Source organism: Amycolatopsis orientalis (assembly GCF_000943515.2).
GTDB lineage: Bacteria > Actinomycetota > Actinomycetes > Mycobacteriales > Pseudonocardiaceae > Amycolatopsis > Amycolatopsis orientalis.
On sequence record NZ_CP016174.1, the window covers coordinates 777,450 to 797,506 of the forward strand.

16 protein-coding genes are annotated in these 20,057 nt (G+C 69.5%); 7 read left to right on the forward strand and 9 right to left on the reverse strand.

Annotation, left to right across the window (positions count from 1 at the left end; all coding sequences use genetic code 11):
• Window positions 1-12 precede the first annotated feature (12 nt).
• Together SD37_RS03785 and SD37_RS03790 are read left to right on the forward strand one after the other, a co-directional pair.
• Complete coding sequence (locus tag SD37_RS03785; protein WP_044853850.1) at window positions 13-672, forward strand: RlpA-like double-psi beta-barrel domain-containing protein; 660 nt, start codon at window positions 13-15, stop codon at window positions 670-672.
• A 158-nt stretch (window positions 673-830) separates the two neighbouring features.
• Window positions 831-1,739, forward strand: coding sequence for a M23 family metallopeptidase (locus tag SD37_RS03790; RefSeq protein ID WP_044853851.1), 909 nt, complete (start codon window positions 831-833; stop codon window positions 1,737-1,739).
• A gap of 59 nt (window positions 1,740-1,798) precedes the next feature.
• On the opposite strand, the gene SD37_RS03795 is transcribed toward SD37_RS03790, so the two are convergent.
• Complete coding sequence (locus SD37_RS03795; RefSeq protein WP_044853852.1) at window positions 1,799-2,743, reverse strand: o-succinylbenzoate synthase; 945 nt, start codon at window positions 2,741-2,743, stop codon at window positions 1,799-1,801.
• A gap of 66 nt (window positions 2,744-2,809) precedes the next feature.
• Between SD37_RS03795 and SD37_RS03800 the strand changes: the two genes are divergently transcribed.
• Window positions 2,810-5,629: an AfsR/SARP family transcriptional regulator gene (locus tag SD37_RS03800; protein ID WP_472239609.1), complete on the forward strand. Its 2,820-nt coding sequence runs from the start codon at window positions 2,810-2,812 to the stop codon at window positions 5,627-5,629.
• A 120-nt stretch (window positions 5,630-5,749) separates the two neighbouring features.
• On the opposite strand, the gene SD37_RS03805 is transcribed toward SD37_RS03800, so the two are convergent.
• The 3 genes from SD37_RS03805 to SD37_RS03815 form a co-directional block, all read right to left on the reverse strand.
• Window positions 5,750-6,565 (reverse strand): DUF72 domain-containing protein, encoded by an 816-nt coding sequence (locus tag SD37_RS03805; protein WP_145926522.1) that lies wholly within the window; start codon window positions 6,563-6,565, stop codon window positions 5,750-5,752.
• Window positions 6,566-6,682: 117 nt separating this feature from the next.
• On the reverse strand, window positions 6,683-7,438 hold the full coding sequence (locus SD37_RS03810; RefSeq protein WP_044854064.1) for a DUF4253 domain-containing protein: 756 nt from the start codon (window positions 7,436-7,438) through the stop codon (window positions 6,683-6,685).
• Between the two features lie 212 nt (window positions 7,439-7,650).
• A complete protein-coding gene (locus SD37_RS03815) occupies window positions 7,651-9,297 on the reverse strand; it encodes a DNA repair helicase XPB (RefSeq protein ID WP_044853854.1) in 1,647 nt (548 codons plus the stop codon).
• Between the two features lie 84 nt (window positions 9,298-9,381).
• Between SD37_RS03815 and SD37_RS03820 the strand changes: the two genes are divergently transcribed.
• The gene (locus tag SD37_RS03820) at window positions 9,382-10,029 is read left to right on the forward strand and encodes an LppU/SCO3897 family protein (RefSeq protein ID WP_052675062.1); all 648 of its coding nucleotides are present in this window, start codon (window positions 9,382-9,384) and stop codon (window positions 10,027-10,029) included.
• Window positions 10,030-10,063: 34 nt separating this feature from the next.
• Here the strand turns inward: SD37_RS03820 and SD37_RS03825 are convergent, their stop codons facing one another.
• Window positions 10,064-11,011, reverse strand: a complete 948-nt coding sequence (locus tag SD37_RS03825; protein ID WP_044854065.1) for an ABC transporter substrate-binding protein — start codon at window positions 11,009-11,011, stop codon at window positions 10,064-10,066.
• Between the two features lie 200 nt (window positions 11,012-11,211).
• On the opposite strand from SD37_RS03825, the gene SD37_RS03830 reads away from it, so the two are divergent.
• The 3 genes from SD37_RS03830 to mdlC all read left to right on the forward strand — a co-directional run bounded on the left by SD37_RS03830 (window position 11,212) and on the right by mdlC (window position 16,281).
• Complete coding sequence (locus tag SD37_RS03830; protein WP_174567820.1) at window positions 11,212-13,914, forward strand: sensor histidine kinase; 2,703 nt, start codon at window positions 11,212-11,214, stop codon at window positions 13,912-13,914.
• Window positions 13,915-13,930: 16 nt separating this feature from the next.
• Complete coding sequence (locus SD37_RS03835; protein WP_044853857.1) at window positions 13,931-14,608, forward strand: copper homeostasis protein CutC; 678 nt, start codon at window positions 13,931-13,933, stop codon at window positions 14,606-14,608.
• Between the two features lie 89 nt (window positions 14,609-14,697).
• A complete protein-coding gene (gene mdlC / locus SD37_RS03840) occupies window positions 14,698-16,281 on the forward strand; it encodes a benzoylformate decarboxylase (RefSeq protein WP_044853858.1) in 1,584 nt (527 codons plus the stop codon).
• 77 nt (window positions 16,282-16,358) lie between these two features.
• Here mdlC and SD37_RS03845 read toward each other — a convergent pair whose 3' ends face one another.
• From SD37_RS03845 to SD37_RS03860, 4 genes are read right to left on the reverse strand one after another with little or no spacing between them, the layout of a single operon-like run.
• Entirely contained in the window at window positions 16,359-17,225 is an 867-nt protein-coding gene (locus tag SD37_RS03845) for an ABC transporter ATP-binding protein (RefSeq protein WP_044853859.1), read from the reverse strand.
• Between the two features lie 24 nt (window positions 17,226-17,249).
• Complete coding sequence (locus SD37_RS03850; protein WP_044853860.1) at window positions 17,250-18,083, reverse strand: ABC transporter permease; 834 nt, start codon at window positions 18,081-18,083, stop codon at window positions 17,250-17,252.
• Window positions 18,080-18,850, reverse strand: a complete 771-nt coding sequence (locus SD37_RS03855; protein ID WP_037318058.1) for an ABC transporter permease — start codon at window positions 18,848-18,850, stop codon at window positions 18,080-18,082. The genes SD37_RS03850 and SD37_RS03855 overlap by 4 nt, the downstream gene beginning before the upstream one ends.
• Before the next feature lie 8 nt (window positions 18,851-18,858).
• Window positions 18,859-19,863, reverse strand: a complete 1,005-nt coding sequence (locus SD37_RS03860) for an ABC transporter substrate-binding protein (RefSeq protein WP_236725266.1) — start codon at window positions 19,861-19,863, stop codon at window positions 18,859-18,861.
• Window positions 19,864-20,057 lie beyond the last annotated feature (194 nt).

Consider the following 20,057-nt stretch of genomic DNA (forward strand, 5'->3'; position numbering starts at 1 on the left):
GGAGGAACACGGATGATGAAGAGCGCCGGGAAACACCGCAAGCGCGCGACGGTCGGCCTCGCGTCCGTACTCGGGGTGGCCGCCATCGCCGCGACGATGTTCGCGGTGAGCACCCCGGACGGGCAGGCCGCGGAAAACTGTCAGGGACTCGACACCGCCCTCCGGAACAACCTCGACTTCATCGCCGGACAGCAGTCGAGCCCGGACGCGCTCTCCGGCGCGCGGATCGCGAACCGGCAGGCCGTCGTCGACCTCATCCAGCAACGCCGTCAGACCGCGGGCTGTACCGAGAACGTGCGGGCCGATGGCGGGAAACAGGAACAGAACCAGGCCGCCGACGAGGCCGAGAAGGCCGCCGAACAGGCCGCCGGGATGGACGACGCCATGGCGGCCGAGGACGAGACGGCCGTGGATACCGGGGACGGCGAGGTCGTCTGCCAGGGCTCCACGGTGACGCTGTCCGGCGAGGGCGGCGCGCCCGCCGCGTCCAGCAGTGAGTTCCCGGCGGGCACCAAGCTGAAGGTGACGAACCTGGACAACGCGAAGTCCACGACCGTCGAGGTCACCGGTGTCTCCGGCAGTTGCGCGCTGCTGAACAACGCGGCCTTCGAACAGGTCCGTGAACCGGGAAAGTTCCTGATCCGCCGGGCCACCATCGAGCGGGTCGGCTGAGACACCCGCACCGGATCGGGGAAGACGCGGACGGATCCGGTGCGGCGGCGACACGAGTCCTCCTGGCACCCCTCGGCCGGGAGGGCTCGTGGTCGTTTGTATCTCACTTGTACGCCCTTTCGGGACGCTTCTCACGAAACGCCGAGAAAGGACATCCGATGAGATTCAGACGAGTGGTCACCGCGGCCGCCACCGCGCTGCTGGGCATGGCCGGGCTGGCGATCACCGCGACGTCGGCCGAAGCCGCCGTCGGTCCGCGTCCCAACTTCCAGCTTCCGTTCCCCTGCAACCAGGTGTGGAACGGCGACAACGACAACAGCAGTGCGCACCGGGCCTACGAAATCGACTTCAACCGCGGTGGTTCCGCGGACGCGGACCTGGGCGACGCGGTCGTCGCCGCGGCCGCGGGCAAGGTGGTCACCTCGGCGCACCAGGGTTCGGCGAACGGCTTCGGCAACCTGGTCAAGATCGACCACGGTGGGGGATGGTCGACCTACTACGCGCATCTGAAGGTCCGCTCGGTCGCGGTCGGCGCGCAGGTCGCGCAGGGGCAGAAGATCGGCGAGGTCGGCAACACCTCCAAGCCCGGCAACAACATCAGCCCCCACCTGCACTACGAAGTCCGCACGAACGACGCGTCGTGGCCGGACAACATCAAGCCCGCGTACTTCAACGGCGTGAAGTTCGGTTACCCCAACGCCAACGTGACCTCGAAGAACACCTGCAGCGGCAGCGGGAACCCCAACCCGTATGACGCCGTCGAGGTGTGCGGCGACGGCTACAAGGTGATCGACTCGCAGGCGCTCGGCAGTGCCGCGACCACGTACCTGCTGTACAACGGCACGACCAAGAACAACTGTGTCACCACCATCAAGGCGACCTCGGTCGGCAGCGGCAGCGCGGTTTCGGCCTTCCTCGAAGTGGAGGGTTCGGCCAGGAAGACCGACTCCGGCAGCTTCGAGTACTACGCCGGTCCGGTGAGCGCGGCCGCCGGTGCCAAATGCGTCAGGTGGGGTGGCTCGGCGGGATCCGCCAGCTACGAATCCCCGCTGGAGCACTGCGGCTGATCTTGCGGAGAACGCCATGAAAGGTCCTTTCCTTGCAAATTTCGCAAGGAAAGGACCTTTCATGGCGTCTGGAGGTGGGCGCGGACCCGGGTGAAGCGGTCCAGCCAGGCCGCGCGGACCTCCGGAGCGGCGGCGTGCACGCCGAACAGATCCGGTTCCGGCGCCTGAAGGGGCACTGGCAGGCGACCGTCCACAGGGGACAGTGAGCTGCCGCAGACATCCCCGGTCAGCAACGACATCGTGCCCAGTCCGCAGGCGAAGTCCAAAGTGGGCAGTGCGCCCGCGAGGGCCAGTCCGGCAGCGAGGCCGACGCTCGTCTCGACGGCGGAGGACACCACGCACGGCAGGCCGCATGCCTCGGCGACCTCCAGCGCGCGCCGGACCCCGCCCAGCGGCGCGACCTTCAGCACCGCGACGTCGGCCGCCTCGGCCACGGCCACCTTGAGCGGATCTTCGGCCCGGCGGATGGACTCGTCGGCGGCGATCCGCACGCCGACCCGGCGTCGCACGGCGGCCAGTTCCTCGATCGACGGGCACGGCTGCTCGACGTATTCCAGGCCGCCCGCCGCGCGGTCCAGCTCGCGGATGGCCTTGACCGCGGTGTCCACGTCCCAGGCCGTGTTCGCGTCGACACGAATCGCGCCCGACGGGCCCAGCGCGGCTCGCACCGCCTCCACCCGGGCGCAGTCCTCGGCGAGGCTCACGCGCGGATCGGCGACCTTCACCTTCGCTGTACGGCAGCCCGAGGCGGACACGAGGTCGTACGCCGTCTTGGCCGACACCACCGGGACGGTCGCGTTCACCTCGACGCTGTCCCGCACCGGTGACGGCCACCCGTATTCGCTCGCCTCCAGCGCGGACGCCAGCCACGGCGCGCTTTCGGCGTCCGAGTAGTCGGAGAACGGGCAGAACTCGCCCCAGCCGGCCGCACCGTGGATAAGCAGTCCTTCACGGACCGTGATTCCGCGGAACCGGGTGCGCAGGGGGATCGCGTAGACGTCCATCGACGCCGATCATGCCACCGCACCCGGCGCGTGCCGTTTCGTCCGATCCCGGCCAGAATGAGCGGCGTGGCGCTCGACTTTCGCGTGCTGGGGCCCACCGAGGTCACGGCGGACGGGTTGCCGGTGCCCCTGGGCGGCAGCAGGCCGCTCATCGTGCTGGCCGGCCTCTTGCTGCGCGCGAACAGTGTGGTGCCGGTCGAGGAGCTGGGCCGCTGGCTGTGGCCGGACGACCGGCGGCGGTCCAAGGGCGCCCTGCAGACCTACATCCTGCGGGTCCGCCGCGCGCTCGGCGACGAGGTCACCATCCGCACCGAACGCGGCGGCTACCTGCTCGAACTCGACGAGAACCTGCTCGACCTCGCCCGGTTCCGCGCCTTGGCCGCGGCGGGGGCGGAGGCCGCCAGGGGCGGCGACCCGCGTCTGGCCGCGGACAAGTTCGCGGCCGCGTTGTCCGAATGGCGCGGCCCGGCGCTGCAGAACGTCCATTCCGAAGCGCTGCTTCGGGACGAAGCCGACCAGCTGGGCGAGGAGCGCCTTCGCGTCCGCGAGCAGTGGGCGGACGCGCTCCTCTCCCTCGGCGACCACGCCACCGTCGTGCCCGAGCTGACCAGGCTGTGCCGCGAGAACCCGCTGCGGGAGCGCCTGCACGAACAGCTGATGATCGCGCTGTACCGCTCAGGCAGACAGGCCGAGGCGCTGAACGTCTACCGCCGGATCGGCGCTGTGCTGGCCGAAGAGCTCGGCCTGGACCCCGGCGCGTCGCTGCAGCGCGCGCACCAGGCGATCTTGACCGGGGAGGACTCCGCCGAGACCACATTGGACTCCGAGCTGACGCGGTACCGGCTCGGCGCAGAACCGCTGATCCCACGCCAGCTCCCGACGGATCTCCGGGTCTTCTCCGGGCGTCAGCGCGACCTCAAGGCACTGCACGAACTCGTGCCGGAGGCGCTGGACACCGAGAGATCGACACCCATCGCGTCGATCGAGGGGATGGGCGGCATCGGCAAGACGACGCTCGCCGTCCATTTCGCGCACGAGGTCGGCGAGCAGTTCCCCGGCGGGCAGGTGTACCTCAACCTGCGCGGATACGGTCCCGGCGATCCGGTGGAGCCCGCCACCGCGCTCGAAACCATGCTCGCGTCCGTCGGCGTCCCGGCCGACCGGATCCCGGCGGACGTCGACGGCCGTGCGGCCACCTGGCGCACCTACAGCGCCGGCCGCCGGATGCTGATCCTGCTGGACAACGCCGCGAGTACCGAGCAGATCCGGCCGTTGCTGCCCGGGCCGGGCTGTCTGGTGCTGGTGACCAGCCGCTGGCAATTGCAGGCGCTCGTGGCGACCCACGGCGCGCGCCGCGTCGCGCTGGAGGAGCTGCCGGACGAGGACGCGATCGCCCTCGTCGCCTCGACGATCGGGCCGGAGCGGGTGGCCGAGGATGCCGAGGCCACCGAGCGGTTCGTCCGGTACTGCGGCGGTCTGCCGCTGGCGATCCGGATCCTCGCGGTGCGGGCCGCGCAGTTCCCGGACCTCAGCGTGCGGGAGTTCGTCCGGCTGCTGGAGACCGAACAGGACAGGCTGGGTTCGTTCGATCTCGCCGACGGCGACGAAACGAACATCCGTGCCGTCTTCTCGTACTCGTATCGCGCCCTCGACGAGCGAGCCGCGCGGATGCTGCGCCTGCTCGGCCTGCCGACCGGCGGCGACTTCAGCGTGCCCGCGGCCGCGGCGGTGGCCGGGGTCGACATCGCGGAAGCGCATACGGATCTTTCGAAGCTGGCCTCGGCGCATCTGATCGCGCGGTCCCGCCCCGGCCGCTACCAGTTCCACGACCTGATCCGCGCGTACGCGGCGGAACTCTCCGCGAAGGTGGACGGGCCCGGCGTGCGGGCGGAGGTCCTGGACAGATGGCTGCACGCTTCGCTGGCTTCGGCGCTGAACGCGTCGCGGCTGCTGCGCCCGGAGCGGCACTACCGGCTCATCGAGCCCGAACGGTTCGCGGGCGCGGGACTGAGATTCGGCCACTACGACCAGGCGCTGGACTGGTTCGACGAGGAGTGCGGCAACCTCATCGCGGCCGTGAACGTCGCGTACCGCGAGCAACGGCACCAGGAGTGCTGGCAGCTCGCCTGGCTGCTCCAGTCGTTCTTCATCGTGCGGGCGCGGCTGGAGGACTGGCGTTCCGTGTTCGACGTCGCCCTGCGCGCCGCCCGGGACGCCGGGGACCGGCCCGGGGAGGCCGCGATGCTGAGCGGGCTCGGCGTCGCCTGCGGGGTGGCGCGCCAGTACGAGGACAGCGTCGCCTATCTGAAACAGGTGGTCGAACTGCAGCGGCTGGTCGGCGATCGCGAGGGTGAGGCACGCGGGCTGTACAACCTCACGCTGGCCAGCCGGAACGCCGAAGGCGCCCGGATCGCGTGGGAGTACGGGACCCAGGCCCTGCGGTTCATCCGGGAGCACAACGTCGGCTCCGGGATGGAGGCCGACGCGCTGCAGGCGCTCGGCGACATCTGCGCCGGCGACGGACGGTACGGGCAGGCACTCGACCTCGCCGATCAGGCCCTCGCCCTGCGGGCGCACGCCTTGCCCGACGAGGCCCGGTTCGCCTTCCACACCAAGGGCATCGCGCTCGTCGGGCTCGGCCGCAACGACGAGGGTGTCGCCTGCATGCGGCGAGCCGTCGAGATGTTCTTCGCCCACGGCGAGCTGTACGAGGCGGCCGACGTGCTGGCCCAGCTCGGTTCGATCCATCTGCGGCTCGGTGATCCCTCGTCGGCGCGGGAGTGCTGGCTGCGGTCGGTGCGGGTGTTGACCGAGCTTTCGCATCCGGACGCCGAGGACGTCCGGACGAAGCTCGCCGCCCTCGTCGGCGGCGAAGTCAGGCACTGAGGTGAGGCACGGGCGCCCGGCGTGCCGACCCCCAGTCGCAGCACGCGAGTACGCCCGTGACCTCATGCGTCACTTAACAGGACACCGCTCACTGCGCGCTGACTGTGCAGCGTGCGCGGTTCACGCCAGGAGTTTCGCGAGGGTGATCGCGTTCTTCGGGGCTTCGACCTTGACGTCGTTGTCGAAGTAGACGTACGTGTCGCGATCCCAGCCCGCGATCTTGCGGGCCCACCGTTCGAGGGCCTTGTCGCTGTATCCGCTGACGTACAGCTCCTCGTCGCCGTGCAGGCGGACGTAGGCGAATTCGTCGCTCGTCATCTCGTCGATGAACGGGAACTTCCCGGCGGTGTCGGCCACCACGAGCGCGATGCCGTGCTCGCGGAACAGCTCCAGGCTTTCGGGCTCGGCGAAACTCGGATGCCGTACCTCGACTGCGTGCCGGAGCTTCCGGCGCGGCTTAGGATCGGTGTGCGCTTCGCCCTTGAGTTTGTCGTCGTGCTTCTTCGCGAGCTCCGCGGCGGCCTGGCTGGTGCGCGGCAACAGCTTGAAGAACGCCTCGACCCGCTCGGCGTCGAACGCCAACCGTGGCGGCAGCTGCCAAAGAAACGGCCCCAGTTTCCGGCCGAGCGCCAGCACTCCGGAGGCGAAGAAGTTCGCCAGCGGCGTCTCGACGTCGCGCAGTTGCTTCATATGCGTGATGAAGCGGCCGCCCTTCACGGCGAACACGAAGTCGTCCGGGGTCTGCTCGGCCCACGCGCGATACCGCTCGGGGCGCTGCAGCGAGTAGAACGAGCCGTTGATCTCGGCCGAGTTCATCTTGCCGGAGAGGTACTCCAGCTCGCGCCGCTGCACCAGGCCGCGGGGGTAGAAGTCCCCGCGCCAGGGTGGGTAGCGCCAGCCCGAAGTGCCGATCCTGATCTCGGCGACGTCGATCACCGCCTTTCCGCGCTGCTCTGATTCCCCCTCTCCGCCCGGCGCAAACGCTCGCTCAGGCCGTGTTCCTCGAAGCGCGTGTCTGATCCAACCGGCCAACCTCAGTTCGAGAGACACGCTCTAGGCCCACGAGAACCGCCACCGGCGGGTTTGGACGAGGCTGGCGGCGAACTCGCGCAGATTGCCCGGCTGACCGGCGAACTCGGGCAGGCAGAACGAGCGATGCTCGGCGGCGACCGTGAGCGCGCGGCCCTGGGTGCGCGGCGGCGCGGCCACCGACAGCTCCATCGAGTCGAAGCCCAGCACCGTGAGTGTCGCGCCGAAGCGGTCTTCCCAGCTGCGCAGGACCGCGGACAGCTCGTGGACCTGGTCGGTCGCCTTGATCATGCCTGTCCAGCCCAGGATCGCCGGGATGTCGGCGGGCCGCTCCGTCTGCACCAGCGCGAGCCGGTGCGGTCCGCGCGCGGCCAGGATCGACCCGGTGTTGCCCGCTTCGGCCAGCGGATCCGCGCGGCGCGAGGGGCGGCGTGCGAGGCCGGGGAACTTGGCGCCGAACGGGCGCAGGCAGGCGCCGTCGCAGCACGACGTGTCCCACCAGCGGGCCAGCACCTCGGCCGGATCCACCGAGGAGATCCGGTGGTCGGCGGGGGCGAGCCTGCCGCGGTCGTCGATCCAGTCCTCGCCGTTGGCCGCGAAGCGCTGGTCGTGCGGGATCAGCACCGGCCACAACCCGGACCGGTCGAACTCGGCGACGCAGCCGGTGTAGCGCTCCGGCCTGGTCAAGGGCAGGTCCGATACCCAGATCCGGCCGTGCCATCGGCCGGGCGGCAGGGTCTGGACGGGCGGCGTGCCTGGGCGGAACGGTGCGATCGTCATCGGCTTCCCCTCGAACTGGTGTTCGGTCAACTCTACCCGAACACTAGTTCGAAGCACCGACAGTTTTCGATACCCCGTTCGCGGGACCCCGCCCCTCCGGCTCGCGTTTAGCCCGCTAAACGCGAGTCGCCCGGACCACCCTCCGCATTTCGTCCTCTGGATGCGGTGGTCGCCCGGGCGCGGATCGCGTTCAGCCCGCTAAAGGCGACGTGTCACAGGGGGCGCAGCAGGTCGTCCGCGTCCACGATCCGGTACGCGTAGCCCTGTTCGGCCAGGAAGCGCTGCCGGTGCGCCGCGTACTCCGTGTCGACGGTGTCCCGCGAGACCACCGAGTAGAAATGCGCCTGCCGTCCGTCGCCCTTCGGCCGCAGCAGCCGTCCGAGCCGCTGCGCCTCCTCCTGCCGCGAACCGAACGTCCCGGAGATCTGGATCGCCACCGAGGCCTCCGGCAGGTCGATCGAGAAGTTGGCCACCTTCGACACGACCAGCGTCTTGATCTCGCCGCGCCGGAACGCGTCGAACAGTTCCTCGCGTTCCTTGTTCCGCGTCGCGCCCTGGATCACCGGCGCGTCGAGTTCGTCGCCGATCATCTCCAGCTGGTCGAGGTAGGCCCCGATGACCAGGGTCGGTTCGCCGGGATGCCGGTCGACCAGCGTTTTGATCACCTTGGTCTTGGTGTCCGCCGTCGCCGCCAGTTTGTACCGCTCCTCGGCCTCGGCCGTCGCGTACGCGAGCCTCTCGGCGTCGGTCAGGGTCACCCGCACCTCGGTGCATTCCGCCGGTGCGATCCAGCCCTGCGCCTCGATGTCGCGCCAGGGGACGTCATACCGCTTCGGGCCGATCAGGGAGAACACGTCGCCCTCGCGCCCGTCCTCGCGCACCAGGGTCGCGGTCAGGCCCAGCCGCCGCCGCGACTGCAGATCCGCGGTCATCCGGAAGACCGGCGCGGGCAGCAGGTGGACCTCGTCGTAGACCACCAGGCCCCAGTCGCGCGAGTCGAACAGGTCCAGGTGCTTGTACTCGCCCTTGGTCTTGCGCGTGACCACCTGGTACGTCGCGATGGTGACCGGCCGGATCTCCTTCTTCTCGCCGGAGTACTCGCCGATCTCCTCCTCGGTCAGCGAGGTCCGCGCGATCAGTTCCCGCTTCCACTGCCGTCCGGCCACGGTGTTCGTCACCAGGATCAGCGTCGTCGCCTTCGCGTGCGCCATCGCCGCCGCGCCGACCAGCGTCTTGCCCGCGCCACAGGGCAGCACCACGACGCCGGACCCGCCGGCCCAGAACGCCTCGGCGGCCTTGCGCTGGTAGTCGCGCAGCTCCCAGTCGACCTCGGCGAGTTCGATCGGGTGCGCTTCGCCGTCGACGTACCCGGCGAGGTCCTCGGCGGGCCAGCCGACCTTCAGTAGCGCCTGCTTGAGCCGTCCGCGTTCGGACGGATGCACGATGACGGTGTCCTCGTCGATCCGCGCGCCCAGCATCGGGCTGATCTTCTTGTGCCGGAGGATCTCCTCCAGCACCGCGCGATCGATGGTCGACATCACCAGGCCGTGCGCCGGATGGTTGGCGATCTGCAGCCGCCCGAACCGGCCCATCGTGTCCACGATGTCGATGAGCAGTGGCTGGGGGACGGGGAACCGCGAGTACGTCGTCAGCGCGTCGACGACCTGTTCGGCGTCGTGGCCGGCCGCACGGGCGTTCCACAACGCCAGCGGCGTGATCCGGTAGGTGTGGACGTGCTCGGGCGCGCGTTCCAGTTCGGCGAACGGCGCGATGGCGATCCGCGCGTCGTCGGCCTGGCTGTTGTCGACCTCGAGGAGCACGGTCTTGTCGGACTGGACGATCAGCGGGCCATCGGTCACCTCCCCTTTATACGTTCCGGCCACACCGGCTCCCGTCGCGGCACCGCTGGTGGAAGGATGTGCGGCAGGTGACTGGAGGGGACTTTGACGACTACACCGACCGGCGGGACGCCCGAGTACGACCCGTTCAACCCACCCGCGCCACCGCCGTCGACGCTGCCCTCGATGCCGGAGGCGGGACCGCCGACGCCGTTCCCGAAGCCGAGGCCGCTGAGCGTGGCGGCCAGGGTGGCCATCGTCGTCGGCGTCGTCGCCGCGCTGGGCCTGGGGAGCCTGGCGGCCTGGGGGATCACGCAGACGGGCCGGTTCACCTCGGTGGAGGCGGGCAAATGCCTGTACCTGACCGACGAGGCGGGTGGCTCCCAGAGCTACACGACCGCGAGCTGCACGTCGAGCCGCGCGACCTTCCGCGTCGACGAGGTCCGCACCGGTTCGGCCGAGTGCCGCGGCGCGGATTACGTCCAGTTCGAGCTGTACGGCGATTCGACCTCCCGGAAGGCCCAGAAGACGCTCTGCCTCGCACTGAACGTCGAGACCGGGGACTGCCTGCGCGACGTCGTGCACGAGACGCGGATCGCGAAGGTCCGCTGCACCGACATCACCGCGGAGGCGCGGGTGCTCGTGATGCGGGGATCGTCGGAGAGCGTTTGCTCGTCGGAAGACACCGCTCTGCACTACACCGGGCCGCCCGAGCGCACCGTGTGCCTGCGGCCGACGGGGGAGAACATCTAGCGGCCTGTCCGTCGCGGGTGGTGGCGGGGTCCGGCTAGCGCGGCACCATCGACTGGACGTCGAGCCGGGCGCCGAGCATGCCGGAGTTGTGCATCAGGTCGGCGACGCGCTGCAGCCGGATGCCGTTGAGCGACACCGGGTACGTCCCGAGCGAGATCAGTGACGCCGTGGTCCGGTCGATGTCGGAGAACGTCGGCAGCGCGTCGCGGACGATGGCCGGGTCGGCGGCCCGCACCTGCGCCTCGCCGAGCACCTTCCGGAAGACGGCGAGCGTGCGGGCGTTGGCCTGGCCGAAGGCGCCGGTCGAAACGTAGGACGACATCGGGAAGTCCAGTGTCGCGCCGCGGGCGCCGTCGGCGAGGATGCTCGCCCCGAGTTCCTTCTCGGCCCGCGTGATGTACGGCTCGACCATCCACGCGGCGTCGACCTCGCCGCCCTGCAACGCCTGTGGCATCCGGTCGAACGCGTGCTGCTTGAACTGGATCCTGGACACGTCGACCCCCGCCGTCCCGAGTACCGACCGGGCAGCGAGCACGCCGACGTCGTCGAGCATGTTCACCGCGATCTTCGGCGACTTCTTGACCGTCGGCTCGGTGTAGTCGGAGCCGGGGAGTGTGACGAGCGCCATGGTGTTGCGCCCGGCGGTGTAGGCCTCGCCCTGCAACTGCAGCGCCGTCCCGGCCGCGGCGGCGCGGAAGATCGTGACGTCGCCGGCGAACGCGATGTCGATCTCGCCCGCCGAAAGCTTGGCGATCGCCTGGTCGGCGGGGGCGTCGACGAGGGTCACGGAAAGACCTGCCGCGGTGAACCGCCCATCCGCGACGGCGACCCGCAGTGGCGCCGTGTCGATGGGGCTTCCGACGCCGACCCGCAGCTCGGTCCGCTCGAGCGGGGCGGCGGAATCCGGGTCACCATCGGAAAACACTCCGCAACCGGCAGTCGCCAGCAGGGCCGCTACCAGCGGAATCGCCAAGACGCGCATCATCGCCACCGCTCACCTACCGAGAGAATGTGCTCCTCCTTCTGGATCGTATGGTCCGTGCCCCATACGATCGCGTGCGGGAGACGCCGGATGGCGCGGCTTTCGATCGTTCTCGAACCTTGTTACTCTACAGTAGGTTCGGGCTCTCGTCCCCGATGTCAGCCATGGGAAAGGGTCCCGTGGTGGGAAAAGGAAACCAGGTGGCCCGTCGCGACAAGCGTCCCCGTGGGGGCGACGCGGCGGAACGGCATCCGCGCGTCGGAGGACGCTGGCGGCTGCGCAACTGGCACCTGCGTACCAAACTCTTCGTGGTGCTGCTGATCCCCGCGCTCGCGGTGGTCGCCCTCGTCGGGCTCCGGGTCAACTCGGATCTGCGGGATGCCCAGCAGCTGGCCGAATTCGCCACCCGCGGCCGGGTGGACAGCACTGTCGCCGAAGCGGTGCACCAGCTGCAGCGCGAACGCGACCTCACCGTCCGGTTCGTCGCGGGCGATCGCAAGGGTGACGTCTCCGAACTGACCGAGCAGCGCAAGCGGGTCGACGAGGCCATCGGCTTGTTCGAGCGCACCCTCGGCGAGAGCAAGAGCAGGCTCGACGGCAAGGCCGCGACCAGCTTGCAGCTCACCAGCGACAGGCTGCGCGTCCTCACCGGTCTGCGGTTTTCCGCGGAACACTCCGCTTTTCCCGCCGACGCGGTCCTGCGCTCCTACAGCGAGCTGATCTCCGGTCTGCTCGACATCAGCGATTCCGCCGCCGCCGACGTTTCCGATCCGGACCTTGGGAAGCTGCGCCTCGCGGGCAACGCGCTCGCGCGGATCAAGGACCAGATGTCGGTCAAACGCGCGATCATGGCCGCCGCGCTCGCCCAGGGCGGTCTCAACCGGGACAGGACCCGCGCGCTGCTGGGCGCGGAGGCCGAACTCGCCGCCGCCCGCAACGACTACCGCACCTTCGCGACCCCCGAACAGCAACGGATGTACGACGACACGGTGATCGGCCTGATCGTCGACATCGGCAACGACATGGTGGAATCGGCGCTCATCCGCGCCGAAAACGACCAGGGGCTCGGCGGACTGGACCCGAACCAGTGGGACACCTCCGCCACGTATACGGTCAATCTGGCCCATCAGGTGCAGCAGGCGCTCCTCGTCCAGTTGCAGGAACGCACGGACACCCTTGCGGCACAAGCGAGAACGTCCGCGATCTGGGACGGCGGCATCGTGCTCGCGGTGCTGGTGATCGCCGGGGTGCTCTCGGTGATCATCGCGCGTTCGCTGTTGCGGCCATTGCGGATCCTGCGCCGCAGCGCGTTGCAGGTCGCCGAACATCAGCTGCCCGCTGCCGTCGAAGGTCTGCTCAGCGATCCCGAACCGCAGCCGGAGAATCTGCGACGGCGGCTGGCCGTCGCGCCTGTCCCGGTGTTCAGCCGCGAGGAACTCGGCCAGGTGGCGCGGGCGTTCGACGCGGTGCATGGCGAGGCCGTCCGGCTCGCCGGGGAACAGGCCATGTTGCGGGAGAACATCAACGCGATGTTCGTGAACCTGTCGCAGCGGAGCCAGGATCTCGTCGAGCGGCAGCTGTCCGTGCTGGACCGGATGGAGGCCGACGAACAGGATCCCGACACGCTCGCCGGGCTCTTCGAGCTCGACCACCTCGCGACCAGGATGCGCCGCAACAGCGAAAACCTGTTGGTGCTCTCCGGAACCGACGTCGTCCGTGAGGACGTCGGCGCCGTCGTCGCCGACGAGATCATCGGTGCCGCGCTGTCGGAGGTCGAGCACTACCAGCGCATCGAACTCGGTGCGGCGCCGCGGATCGCGGTGCGCGGCGAGGCCGTCAACGACCTCGTGCACGTGGTCTCCGAGTTGCTGGAGAACGCGACCCGCTACTCGGACCAGAGCACGATGGTGCAGGTCGAGGGGCATACGACCGAACGCGGCGAATGGCAGATCGAGATCACCGACCACGGCGCCGGGATGCCGCAGGCGGAGATCGACCGGACCAACACGCGGCTGGCGAATCCGCCGGACGTCGACGTCGAGGTCTCCCGGCGGATGGGCCTGTTCGTGGTCGCGACACTGGCCGTCCGGCACCGCATCGACGTCCGCCTGCGCTCCGCCGAGGGTGGCGGGATCACCGCGGTGGTCGTCGTCCCGTCCGCGCTCATCGTGGACGCGCCACAGCCCGCCCCGCTGCCGGACCCCCCGCCCGTCGCCGCCGCGCCGGAGCCGAAACCCGAACCGCCACTGGAAGTCCCCCCACTGCCCGAACCCGAGGAGAACGCGGAGGAGTCGCGGTTCGCGCCCGTGCTGGATCCCGGACCGCCGCGGCGCGCGCCGGTCGTCGAACGCGAGACACAGCCCGAATGGCCGTCGGCGGACGACGACGCGGGCAACCACCTCGATCTGGACTCGCCGACCGAGCGGATGCCCAAGTACCAGAGCGTGCTTTCGCAGTGGTTCGACCACGGTGGCCCCCGCGAAGGGCCCTCGCCCGCCGAGCCCGGCCCGCCGTCCGTTCCCTCGTTCGAGCCGGTGAAGGCGCCCGAGGAAGCCGACGCGGGCGAAGAACCCACTGTGGATCCGGACGAGCCGACCGAACCGACGCTGAAGCCGGTGGAGGCGAAGGAAAAGGCGCCGGAGCCCGCACCGGAACCCGAGCCCGAACCCGCTTGGCCGACGTCCGCCGAGCTGGAACAGGAGGACGGGGCGGAGGAGACCTGGCCGGTCTTGCCCGCCGTCGTTCCCGAGGCGCGGTCGCAGGACGACAGGCCGGAAAAGCCGCGAGGGGAGAGGCCGATACTCTCACTTTCCCCCGAAGCGGTCCGCGAACGGATGACCAGCCTCCAAGGCGGGTTCCGGCGCGGTCGCCATGCCCGGGGTGAAGACAACCCTTCGGCTTGAGCGAATTGGAAGGTCCATGAGTGCGAAACCCGCCCTGCTGGAAGTGATCGCGCTGACCGCGGCGGACGCGGAGCGCGCGCAGGAGGGCGGGGCCGATCGCCTCGAACTGGTCAGCGACATGGCCAGCGACGGGCTCTCGCCGTCGGTGGGGACCCTGCGCGACGTGCTCGCGGCCACCGATCTCCCGGTCCGCGTCATGCTGCGCGACAACCTGTCCTTCGCCGCCGCCGACCTCGACGGGCTGCGCGCGGACACCGCGCGGCTGATCGACGCGGGCGCACGCGAGTTCGTCTTCGGTTTCCTGGACGCGGAAAGCGAGATCGACGTCGACGCCTGCGAGACGCTGGCCAAGGAGCTCGACGGGCTGCCGTGGACCTTCCACCGCGCCATCGACCGCGCGCGGGATCCGTTGCGCGCCTACGACCAGCTGATCGCGCTCGGCTGCGACACGGTGCTCGCGGCCGGGCATCCGCACGGGGTCGCGCACGGCCTTTCGGTTCTGCAACGGCTCGCCCGCCGGTCGGACGGGCCCCAGCTGCTCGTCGGCGGCGGTCTGCGGGCCCAGCAGGTGCATCTGCTGCGGGCGGGCGGGGTGCGCGCGTTCCACGTCGGCAGCGCGGTCCGGCCCGCCGGCTGGGAGTCCGATGTGGACGTCGCCGCCGTTCGCGAGTGGACGGCGCTGGTCAAGGACTGAGCCGTGCGCGGGCGGTCAGGTCCAGACCACATACGGTGATTCGAGGTTGCATCTTCAACTATCGGGAGCCGACCGGCTAGCGTGTGGGCATGGCTACCCGCACCGTACGTGACGCGACCAGGGAACTGCTGCGCGAACTGGGCCTGACCACGATCTTCGGCAATCCCGGCACGACCGAGATCGCCTTCCTCACGGAATGGCCCGACGACTTCACCTACGTGCTCGCGCTGCACGAGGCGTCCGTCGTCGCCATGGCCGACGGTTACGCGCGTGCGGCGCGGCGTCCGGTACTGGTGAACCTGCACTCGGCCGGCGGGGTCGGCCACGCGCTGGGGCATGTCTTCACCGCCTACCGCAACAACGCCCCGCTGATCGTCCTCGCCGGACAGCAGACCAGGTCGCTGCTGCCGGACGACCCCTTCCTCGGCGCCGTCGAGGCGGCGAACTTCCCCAAGCCGTACGTGAAGTGGAGCTGCGAACCGGCCAGGGCCGAGGACGTGCCCGCCGCGCTGGCGCGGGCGTATCACATCGCGACGCAGGCGCCCATGGGCCCGGTGTTCGTCTCGGTGCCGGTGGACGACTGGGACGTCGAGACCACGAAACCGATCGTCTCGCGGCCGCGGATCCGGGGCTTCGCGCCCGATCCGTCCGCTTTGGACGAGCTGGTGTCCGCCTTGGACGTCGCCGAACGCCCGGCGATCGTGGTCGGCGCCGCTGTCGACGACGAGGGTGCCGTGCCGGACGTCGTCGAACTGGCCGAGAAGGTGGGCGCGGGCGTCTGGGCATCGCCGATGGCCGCCCGCTGCTCCTTCCCCGAAAACCATCCGCAGTTCTTCGGTTTCCTGCAGCCGGAACGGAAAGCGCTCGCGAGCGCGCTGATCGAGCACGACCTCGTGGTCGTCATCGGCGCCCCGGCGTTCATCTACCACGTGTACCGGGGCGAGTCGGAGACCTCGTTGCCGCCGCTGTTCCTGCTCAACGCCGACGAGCAGGTACTGGCCAGGGCCGAGGTGGGCACCGGGATCCGGGCGACGCCGAAGCTCGCGATCCGCGCGCTGATCGACAAGGCCGCGCCGCGGGAAGCGCCGAAATCCCGTACCCGGCTGGAAAAGCCCGCCGCGGTCACGCCGATCACGCCGGACTTCGCCTACGCCGTGATCTCGGAAGTCCTGCCGGACAACGCGATCGTCGTCGAGGAGACGCCGAGCCACCGCAACGAACTGCACGATCACCTGCCGATCAAGTCGACCGACTCGGGCTTCCTCACCGTCGCCAGCGGCACCCTGGGCTACGGGCTCCCGGCCGCCGTCGGCGCCGCGCTGGCCCGTCCGGACCGCAAGGTCGTCGCGATCCTCGGCGACGGGTCGAGCATGTACTGCGTCCAGGCACTGTGGACGGCGGCGCAGCACAACCTGCCGGTGACGTTCGTGATCTTCGACAACGCGCAGTACGCCGCCGTGCGCATCCTCGGCGAGGCGGCCGGCGGGGAGAAGGTGCCGGGCGTCGACCTCGGCGGTATCGATTTCCCCGCACTGGCCAAGAGCCTTGGCCTGAACACGTCGGTCGTCGAGAAGGCGGAGGACCTCAAGCCGACGCTGGAGGCCGCGCTGCCGGACGCCCGCCCGCATCTGGTGCACGTCCGCATCGACGCGAACCCGCGCACGCTCTACTGAGGAGCCGAAGGGCGCTTTCCCCGCATGCGATGCGGGGAAAGCGCCCTTCGTCGCTTCTGATGCGGGGAAAGTCCCCTTCAGCTCTTGGTGGGGGCCTTCGTGGCGGAGTCGGCGGCGGCGTCCTGCTGCGCGAGTTCGTACTCGGCCGCGTCCGAAGCCGCGGTGACGGCCTCCGGGGCACCCCCGTGCAGCAGCCGCGCCACCTCACCGCGCAGCGTCACGAACTCCGCGGACTCGCGAGTGGTGATCTGGTTCCGCTCCGCGGGGAGCCCCACCGGCAGATCCGCGACGATCGTCGCGGGCGACTTGGACAGCACCAGCACCCGGTCCGACAGGTAGACGCTCTCGTCGATGTCGTGCGTGACCACGAGAACCGTGCTCCCGTTCTCGCGCTGGACGCGGCGGGTCAGGTCTTCGAGTTCGAACCGCGTCTGCGCGTCGACGGACGCGAACGGCTCGTCCATCAGCAGCAGAGCCGGCCGGCTGGCCAAGGCCCGCGCGATCGACACACGCTGCTGCATACCGCCCGAGAGCTGCCACGGGAACTTCGAGCCGACACCGGCCAGGCCGACCGACTCCAGTGCCTCCTGCGCCCGCGTACGGCGCTCGGAGCGGCTCAAGTTACGCCACCGCAAGGGGAACTCGACGTTCTTCGCCACGGAGAGCCACGGGAACAGCGAGCGGCTGTAGTCCTGGAACACGACGGCCAGATCCTCCGGCACGCCGGAGACGTCGTCGCCGTGCAGGCTGACGCGGCCGGACGTCGGCTTGATCAGCCCGGCGATGCAGCGCAGGAGCGTCGACTTGCCGCAGCCCGACGGGCCGACGATGCTCGCGAGCTGCCCGGCTTCCACGGTGAACGACAGGTCGTTGACCGCGACGTGCGCCTTTTCTCCCGCGCCGTACCGGTGGTTCAGCCCGGAGACCTCGAGCATGGTTGACATCTTGCTGACCCTTCGAAAGAAAGACTAGATACGGCCGTTGCGGGTGGGTTGCCAGCGAAGCACTCTCTGCTCCACCGCGAGGAAGGCCGCGTTGAACCCGAAGCCGAGCAGGCCCAGCAGGACCAGCCACGACCACATGAGCGGGAAGTCGAACGCCTGCTGGGCGTCCATCAAGGACCGGCCGATGCCGTTGTAGGAGCCGACCAGCTCCGAGATCACCATCAGCAGCAGGGAAATGGACAGGCTCAGCCGGAGGCCCGCGAAGATCTTCGGCCCGGCCGCGGGCAGCACGATCGAGCGCACCCAGTACGACCGCGGCGTCCGGAACGACTTCGCGGTGTCGATCTTCACCTGGTCCACCGACCGGACCCCGTCCACGGTGTTGAGCAGCACCGGCCAGATCGCGCCGAAGATGATCGACCCGGTCTGCATGCCCGGCCCGAGTCCGAAGAGGACGATGAACACCGGGATCAGCGCGGGCGGCGGCACCGAGCGGAAGAACGCGAAAAGCGGGCCGACGTAGTCCATCCCGGTCTTGGACCGTCCTAACGCGACACCCAGCGCGACGCCGACGGCGCCCGCGAGCAGCCAGCCGCCGAGCGTCCGGCCCAGGCTCGGCAGGACGTTGTCGAACACGGTGTCGGTCAGGAACAGCTGCGACGCCGGGCCGCTGAACCACAGCTTCACCGAGGTGGCCACGATTTCGCTCGGCGGCGGGAAGAACGGGCTCTCGGCGAGCCGGGTCGACAGCTCCCAGATCCCGACCAGGGCGAAGAACAACAGCCAGTTGCGGACCAGGAGGCCGAGGCCCCGGCCCACGCGCCTGCCGACGCGGCTGGACAGCGTGAGGGTCGTCACGAGACCGCCTCCCGGTCGACGGTGCTCCAGCGGAAGGCTCGCCTGCCGATCATCTCCAGCCCCCCGTTGATGAGGAAGCCGAGCACGCCGACCACCACGGTCCCGGCGAGCACGAGGTCGAACCTGGTCGAACCGGTACTGGCCTGCATGATGAAGTTGCCGATGCCGAGTTTGGCGCCGGCCAGGAATTCGGTGCTGACCACCGCGATCAGCGCGATGTTGGCGGACAGCCGGACCCCGGTGAACACGAACGGCGCGGTATGCGGCAGCGCCACCGACGTCATCGTGCGGAACTTCCCGGTGCCACAGGCCTTCGCCGTCTCCAGCAGGACGGGGTCGATCTCGCCGAGCGCGTAGATCGTGTTGAACATGATGGGCCACAACGACGCGTACACGGCCAGCGTGATCTTCGCCTCGGGGCCACCGCCGATGAGCAGGAGCACCAGCGGGATCAGCGCGACCGCGGGGATCGGCCGCAGGAACTCGATGATCACCGCGGTCGCCGTCCGCAGGCCGGGGATGCTGCCCAGCAGCAGCCCGGCGGGTACGGCGATGGCGACCGAGATGACCAGGGCGATCGCCCACGCGAGGAACGTGGCGATCAGGTCCCGGATGAACTGCACCTCGCCGAACTGCTCGACGATCGTCACCAGCACGACGGACGGCGGGGGGAGGAACTCTTTACGGACCAGGCCGGCCTGGACGATGACTTCCCAGATGAGGAAGAAACCGGCCAGACCGGCCAGGGCACGGAGGAATCGTGGCACCTTGACCTTTATCCAGCTTGAGGGGCGAGCATCGGGGCGGCGTCGAGCTTGGCCGTCAGCACCCCGGTCTGCAGCAGCAGGTCCGGGACACGCTGCAGGCGACGGGCGTCCAGGGTGGACCCGAACGTCGGCAGCGTGAGCAGCGACGCGGTTTCGGCGTCGACCTTGGCGTACTTGACGATCAGCGGTTCGATCTTGGAACGGTCGGCCGAATCACGCACGGCCTTGGTCAGCGCACGCTGGAACGCGGCCAGCGTCTTCGGGTTCTTGTCCACGAAGGAGCCGAGAGCGCCGAAGCCCGCCAGGGGGAAGTCCTGGGTGGCGCCGGTCGCGATGTCGACGACCGGGGTCGCGCCGACGACCTTGGAGGCCTGGGTCAGGAACGGCTCGGGCAGGTAGCCCGCGTCGACCTGACCCGAACCGAGCGCGTTGGCGATGTTCGGCAGTGCCATCGGCACCCACTGGACCTTGCTGGTGTCGACACCGTGGTCCTTCATCACCGAGACGGTGAGCAGGTGAGAGGCGGTGTTCTTGTCGGTGATCGCGATCTTCTTGCCCGCGAGGTCGTTGATCGTCTTGACCGACGAGTTGGGCGTGGTGACCACCGCGTTGCTCTTCGGGCTGGCCGACACGGCGTCCGCGACGAGCCGGATGTCGGCCGCGCCCTTGCTCTTCGCGATGAAGAACGGCATGTAGGTGGAGAAGGCGATGTCGACCTCGCCGCCGATCATCTTGGTCATCGACGCCTGGCCGCTGGGCGCGTCGACCGCTTCGACCTCGAGGCCCTCGGCCTTGAAGTAGCCGCCTTCCTGCGCCAGCCGCAGCGGGGCGAGGTCGACGACGGGCAGCAGGGCCACCTTGATCTTCGGCTTCTCCAGCGCGCCGTCGCCACCGGACGCCTTGGGCGCTTCATCGCCCCCGAGTGCGCCACAGGCGCCCAATGTGGCCAGCATGAGCGCGCTCAAGGCGATGCTGATGGCACCCCGTCCGCTACGCGAGCCGCTTCTGCTCATGGCGTTTCGAAACAAAGCCAACTCCTCGGAAACAATGAATCACCGTTTGGGGAATTTCATCCGTGTCGTGGCTTCATTCCGCCAGGCACGCGGTCACCTTAGAGATTTGCCCACCCGCTCACAATGGGTGTCGTGAGCGGGTGATCATTTTAGGCCATTCGCCCGATCACCTGATCACCCGCTTGGACATCACT